Origin of the sequence: Falsiroseomonas sp., assembly GCF_051859025.1 — a bacterium.
Taxonomy (GTDB): domain Bacteria; phylum Pseudomonadota; class Alphaproteobacteria; order Acetobacterales; family Acetobacteraceae; genus Falsiroseomonas.
The window spans coordinates 85,723-92,062 of the sequence record NZ_JBHYGL010000015.1 but is presented as its reverse complement, the minus strand read 5'-3'; the positions used below and the strand labels follow the sequence as shown (position 1 = coordinate 92,062).

Annotated in this window: 5 protein-coding genes; all 5 read right to left on the bottom strand. The window is 73.2% G+C overall.

Going from position 1 to position 6,340, the window contains the following annotated elements:
• A partial coding sequence (locus ACTIE5_RS15975; protein WP_439550693.1) for a hypothetical protein occupies positions 1-1,362 on the bottom strand: 1,362 nt, incomplete at its 3' end.
• Positions 1,363-1,455: 93 nt separating this feature from the next.
• Positions 1,456-2,013, bottom strand: coding sequence for a histidine phosphatase family protein (locus ACTIE5_RS15970; protein ID WP_439550692.1), 558 nt, complete (start codon positions 2,011-2,013; stop codon positions 1,456-1,458).
• A gap of 57 nt (positions 2,014-2,070) precedes the next feature.
• Positions 2,071-4,689, bottom strand: a complete 2,619-nt coding sequence (locus ACTIE5_RS15965) for a DNA translocase FtsK (protein WP_439550691.1) — start codon at positions 4,687-4,689, stop codon at positions 2,071-2,073.
• 204 nt (positions 4,690-4,893) lie between these two features.
• Positions 4,894-5,220 (bottom strand): hypothetical protein, encoded by a 327-nt coding sequence (locus tag ACTIE5_RS15960; protein WP_439550690.1) that lies wholly within the window; start codon positions 5,218-5,220, stop codon positions 4,894-4,896.
• 107 nt (positions 5,221-5,327) lie between these two features.
• A complete protein-coding gene (locus ACTIE5_RS15955; RefSeq protein WP_439550689.1) occupies positions 5,328-6,314 on the bottom strand; it encodes a Bug family tripartite tricarboxylate transporter substrate binding protein in 987 nt (328 codons plus the stop codon).
• Positions 6,315-6,340 lie beyond the last annotated feature (26 nt).

The window sequence follows — 6,340 nt, the reverse complement described above, 5'->3', positions numbered from 1 at the left end:
GCGTTCGGCTTCCGCGGCCGCCGCCGCGGCGATGCGCTGGCTCTCCGCCGCCGCCGCCGCGGCCGCGCGTTCGGCTTCCGCGGCTGCCGCCGCGGCGATGCGCTGGGTTTCCGCCGCCGCGGCGGCCATGCGCTCATCGGTGATGATCCGGTCCACGGCCTGCACCACCGCCTCGGTTACGCCGCGCGTCATGGCCTGATGCGTGGCCTGCGCGTTGCGCAACGTCGTCCCCTTGGCCTCGAACTCGGCCTGCGCCGCCACAAGGGCGGCCTGCGCCCGTTCGGCCACGACCTCGGCGCGCTCGAGCTCCGTCCGCAGCCCGCCGCTCATGGCGCGGCTGAAGGGGTTTGCGGCCCGGGGCATCGCTTCCAGCCGGTCCTCGAGGTGCTCCACCTGCCTGGCCGCCGCCGATGCCACGGCGCGCGCCTGCTCCACGCCGGCGCTCGCCGCCACGACGCCCGCATGCGCCTCGACGATCGCGGCCTGCGCGGCGATCAGGCCCCGTGCCTGCGCCATGGCTGTCGCCTCCGCCGCCGCCGCGGCCATGGCATGTGCATCCACCGTCCCACTGATTCCGAGGTTGACGCCGCCGACGCCGAGCGCGACTTCGCCGCTGACGCCCAGCGTCACCTGGCCGTTCTGGTAGCCGGCCGTCCCCTGCGCGCCGACGCCCGCCGAGCCCGGATCGACATAGCCGGCAGAGACGGTGCCGGAGCCCTGCTGCCCGCCGATCGATGCCGCCGTCGTCACGGATGCATAGGCGCCCACCGAGACATCCGCGCTGGTCTGCACCCCGCGCGACCCGATCGCCACCCCCGCCTCGGCCACCGCCCGGACGCCGACCTCGGTGGTGGTGGAGGTCGTGGCCGTGGTGCCATGGCCCAGATTGTGGGCGGTCGCGACCTGCACCGACACCGTGCCCCCGATACCGGCCACGCCGCCGGAGGCGATGCCGTTGGCGCTGGCCTCCGTCGAGACCTGCGCGCCCGCGGCGGCGGCCAGCGTGACGGTGGTGGTGACGTTGCCCTCGGTCACGCTGCCGCTGGCGAAGGCGCCGGCGCCGGCGCCCGCCCCGGCGCCGGCGCCGGTCGCCGTCACCTGGTAGCCCGCCGCCGCGCCCCAGCCCGCGCCGGCCTGCAGCGTGACCCCGTTGACGACGATGCTGCCGGAGACCTGGTCGCCGGTGGCGACGCGGCCGGAGGATACGACCGGGCCGGACAGGCTGGCGCCCACCTGCGGCTCCTCATCCGTGTCGGTCGCCGGGGCGCCGCTGGCCCCTGTGGTAGCCCCCGTGCCGCCTGCCACGGCAGCCAGGGCGGTGTCGTCAAGATCCGCCCAGCGGCGGTCATGGGTCTGTGTCATGCCCGCCCTGCTACGGTCGGAAAGATTACCGAAAGTTCAATCGCCCGGGGGTGGCGCCCGTCTTCGCCGACTGGTCGCGGCGATGTGAAGCGATCAGGGCCGGATCCGGCCGGCCACCACCAGCGCCCCGTCCTGCCGCCGCAGCACCACCCCTTCGCCCGAGGCCAGCACGATGCCGGTCAGGGCGGTGATGTTGACCTGGTGCGTGCTGACGAACAGCGCGCCGGGCCCCGGCCAGCCGAGCAGGACGGCCCGCGCCATGGCGGTCTGCGCGGCGGCGTTGCTGCGGTCCGCGAAGAAGGAGTTGAAGGCGGGCGCTGCCTGGACGCGGCCGGGGAAGGCGAGTTCGGCCGTCTCCGTGGTGCGGCACCATTCGGAGGCCAGCACCGCCCCCACGCCGATGCATGCCCCGCGCAGCGCATCGCCGATCCGCCGCGCCTGCGCGCGGCCGGTGTCGTCCAGGTTGCGCTGCGTCGCGCAATCACCCAGGCGGAAGCCGGGCGGGTCCCCGCCGCCGGGGGCGATGGCGTGGCGGAACAGGACGATGCCGCCCTCCCGCAACGCCTGCCAGGCCGCCTCCTCCGCCTCCTCCGCCGCCGCGGGAAGGGGCAGGGCGAGGAGGAGGAACGGAAGGGCGCGACGGGGCGTCATGGCGCGGCTGAGATGGCCGCGCGCGCCGATCCGGGAAGGGGCTAGTCCCGCGGCCCGCTAATCCCTGGGCCCCGGCGCCAGCACTTCCCGCTTGCCGACATGGTTGGCGGCACCCACCACGCCCTGCTTCTCCATCTGCTCGATCAGCTTCGCGGCGCGGTTGTAGCCGATGTTGAGGTGACGCTGGACGAAGCTGGTGCTGGCCTTGCCTTCCCGCGTCACCAGCGCGACCGCCTGGTCATACAGCGAGCCCTCGGCATCGGTGTTCCCACCGAGCATCCCCGGCGGGCCATCGGCGTCGCCATCCTCCTCGACCTCGGTCACTTCCTCGATGTAGTGCGGCTCCCCCTGGTCGCGCAGGAAGGCCACCACATCCTCCACCTCCTGGTCGGAGACGAAGGGGCCGTGCACGCGGCTGATGCGCCCGCCGCCGGCCATGTGCAGCATGTCGCCCTGGCCCAGCAGCTGCTCCGCGCCCATCTCGCCCAGGATCGTCCGGCTGTCGATCTTCGACGTGACCTGGAAGCTGATGCGCGTCGGGAAGTTCGCCTTGATGGTGCCGGTGATGACATCCACCGAAGGCCGCTGCGTCGCCATGATCACATGGATGCCCGCGGCACGCGCCATCTGCGCCAGGCGCTGCACCGCGGCCTCGATGTCCTTGCCCGCGACCATCATCAGATCGGCCACTTCGTCGATGATGACGACGATCATCGGCAGGGCTTCGAGGGCCAAAGGCTGGTCCTCGAAGAGCGGCTTGTTCGTCTCCGGGTCGAAGCCGACCTGCACGCGGCGCGTCAGCACCTCGCCCCGCGCCCGCGCCGCCACGGCCTTCTCGTTGTAGCCGGCGATGTTGCGGACGCCGAGCTGCGACATGGCGCGGTAGCGGCGCTCCATCTCCCGCACCGTCCATTTCAGCGCGCCGATCGCCTTGAGCGGTTCGGTGACGACGGGGGCCAGCAGATGCGGGATGCGGTCATAGACCGACAATTCCAGCATCTTCGGGTCGATCATGATGAAGCGGCACTCATCCGGGCTGTGCCGGTAGAGCAGCGACAGGATCATGGTGTTGACGGCGACGGACTTGCCCGAACCGGTGGTGCCCGCGATCAGCAGATGGGGCATGCGGGCCAGGTCCGCGATCACCGGCGCGCCGCCGATATCCTTGCCCAGCGCCAGGTTCAGCCGGCCCGGGTTGCGCGCCCAATCCTCCGCGCCCAGCAATTCGGACAGCAGCACCGTCTCCCGCTTCGCATTCGGCATCTCGATGCCGATGACGTTGCGGCCGGGCACCGTCGCGATGCGCACGGCGGTGACGGACATGGACCGCGCGATGTCGTCCGCCAGGCCGATGACGCGGGCCGATTTGGTGCCCGGCGCGGGTTCCAGTTCATACAGCGTGACCACCGGGCCGGGGCGGATCTGGTTGATCTGGCCGCGGACGCCGTAATCCTCCAGCACCGTCTCCAGCATCCGCGCATTGCCCTGCAGCGCTTCCTCGGACGGGCCCGTGGCGCGGCGGGTCGGCGGCGCTGTCAGCAGGGACAGCGGCGGGAAGCGCCAGGTGCCGTCGGGCAGATCGAGGCTGCCCTGGCGGGCATTGGGCGCGGGCTTCGGCGCGGGCGCGCGTTCCGCCACCTTCGGCACCACCGCCTTCGGGCGCGGCGGATCGATGGCGGGCGGCACGGGGGCGGGCGGCGCATGGGCCTCCGGCGCGCGAAGCAGATGCGCCTCCGGCGCGGGTGGCGCTTCAAAGCCGGATGCGCGCGCGCCGATGTCCAGCACCGGTTCGCGCCGGCGGATGGTGGTGCCGGGGGCGACGCCCTGCTCGGCCGCCTGGTCCGCGTTGCGCAGCATTTCCGCCAGGGGCGTCTCGCGTTCCCGGCGCCGGCGGATCGCGCCGCCGATGGCGCGGAAGGGCCAGGCGAGGGTGCGGGCGACGAGGCCCGGCGGCACCTGTTCGCCGACCTTGCGGGCGCCCGCAGCGGCGGTGCGGGCGGCGCCCATGGTGGCATGGCCGGCGCCGGCCGCGGCGGTGGCGGCCACGTTGCCCGCCGCCGATCCCGCGCGGCGCCATTCGCCCAGCGTCAGCGCCAGCGCTACGAAGCCCAGCACCGCCGTCAGCCCCGCCAGCACCAGATGGGCGATGCCGGCGCCCACCGGGCCCAGCAGGTCCCGCAGCAGGCCCAGCACCGCATCCGCCACCACCGGCCCCGCCGCGCCGCCCGGCCCGGCTTGCACGGGGGCGGCATCCGGCAGGGGCAGCAGCGTCAGCGTCGCGGCCAGCAGGGGCAGCGCGCCCAGCAGGCAGGCCAAGCGCAGCGCGAAGGGGGACAGGCCCTTATGGACCGCGAGGCGCCAGGCCCAGGTCATCATGCAGGCCACCGGCAGGAAGGCCGCATAGCCGAAGCCCTGCAGCAGGATATCCGCGACATGCGCGCCCGGCGCGCCGAGCAGATTGCCCACGGGCCGGCTGGTGGCGGTGGAGAAGGAGGGGTCGGCCGGGTCATAGGTGCCAAGCGCCAGGCCCGTCACCAGCCCGGTGACGACCAGCGCCAGGCCGAGCAATTCCGCCAGCCGTCGCCGGATGAGGGCCTTGACGGCGGGGGAGGCGAAGCGGCGGCCGGCGGCGGCGATCCGGTCGCCCACGGCCGGAGGTGTGGCGGTGCGCGGCATCAACGTCTTGTCCTGAACCCAGGACGCAACTCTACACCGGAAGTGCCTCGGATTGCACGGTCTTGCTTCCGGGCGGGGGTTGTGAGGGGCCGGCGGGGGCGGTCCCAGGCGGACTGCGACGCGGTCCGAGGCGCCGAACGGCGCCCGCCGCTTATGCGGCGAGCCAAGCGCGCGGAGCGCGCGCCCGGCGACTGAGGGCCAGCATCAGGCCGCCAGCGCCGCGTCCCGGGTCGCGACCAGGGCGGAGAGCATGGCATTGGCCTGTTTCACCGCCGCCGGTTCGCTGGCATCCACATCCGCCACCTGCTCCTCCGCCGCGCCGACGCCGGCATCAAGCTGTTCGCGCAGTGTTTCCAGCGAGGCCGCCAGGTCGAACTTCTCATCCGCCTCCGCCAGCAGCCGCCATTCCGCGATGATCATGTCGACCTCCCGCGCCATGCGGGCCGGGGCCACGCCGCGGCCGGCGAGGGCGAGGAGGCGTTGAAGGGCCGCGTCGATCGGGCGCGGCGCGCGGGCTTTGCGGGCTGCCATGGGGTTCTGTCCTGGGGATTCGCGGGGTTGATAGCATGTTCGCGATCTGTTCGCAAACCCCGAGTCGCGGGGAGGGGCGCCCTTCCCCCCCCCACCCGCCGCCGCCTTCAGCGCGCCGGGCCGATGCCCGACAGCCGCACCAGCTCCACCCCCGCGGCGCGTTCGCGGGTGATGATCTCCGCGAATTCGGCGGGGGTGTTGCCGATGCCGTTGAAGAAATTCGGCGCCAGGACCCGGGTGCGGAATTCCTCATTGGTGACGACGTTGCGCACCGCGCGGGACATCGCCTCCTGGATCGCGGGGGGAAGGTTGGCGGGGGCGGACAGCCCCCACCAGGCGCCGCCATAGGGGTAGTCGTAGCCGAGTTCGCGCATGGAAGGCGTATCCGGCAGCTCCGGGTGGCGCGTGCCGCCCAGCATCGCCAGCGGCCGCAGACGCCCCGCGCGGATCTGCGGCATGGCAAGCGCGAGGGCGGAGTAGCTGAACTGCACGCGGTCCGCGACCGTCTCCCGGATCGCGTCGCCGATGCCGCGGAAGGGGACATGCTCCATCTGGATGCCCTCCTTCGCCTTCAGCCATTCATACAGAAGCTGCTGCGCGGAGCCGACGCCGGAGGAGCCGTAGTTCACGTCCCGCCGCCCGCGCATCCACGCGACGGCATCCTTCAGCGTGCCCGCCGGCACCCCGGGGGAGGAGACGAGGACGGAAGGCGCGGAGGCCATCTGCGTGACCGGCAGCAGGGAGGCGAAGCGGGCGAAAAGCTCCGGCTCTGCATGCGGCATCGTGGTCATCACCTCGATGTTCACGGCGCAGAAGGTGGTGCCGTCCGGTGCCGCCTGGGCGCAGGCCTCGAGGCCGATGACGCTGTTGCCGCCGGGCCGGTTCTCCACCACCACGGGCTGGCCGAGTTCCTGGCGCAGCCCCTCCGCGATGGCGCGGACCAGGATGTCGAGGTTCCCGCCCGGGGGCTGGGGCACGATGATGCGCATCGGCCGGCGCGGCCATTCGGATTGCGCCAGCGCGGGCAGGGCAGGCAGCGTGGCCATGGCCGCCAGCATGGCGCGGCGGGTGATCGGGGCGCGGTTTCGCGTCATTGGAAATTCCTCCCTGTTCGCGGTGG

Coding starts and splice junctions, on each gene's coding strand:
- ACTIE5_RS15965 (WP_439550691.1), bottom strand. CDS start 4,689: ATGCCGCGCACCGCCACACCTCCGGCCGTGGGCGACCGGATCGCCGCC.
- ACTIE5_RS15970 (WP_439550692.1), bottom strand. CDS start 2,013: ATGACGCCCCGTCGCGCCCTTCCGTTCCTCCTCCTCGCCCTGCCCCTT.
- ACTIE5_RS15955 (WP_439550689.1), bottom strand. CDS start 6,314: ATGACGCGAAACCGCGCCCCGATCACCCGCCGCGCCATGCTGGCGGCC.
- ACTIE5_RS15960 (WP_439550690.1), bottom strand. CDS start 5,220: ATGGCAGCCCGCAAAGCCCGCGCGCCGCGCCCGATCGACGCGGCCCTT.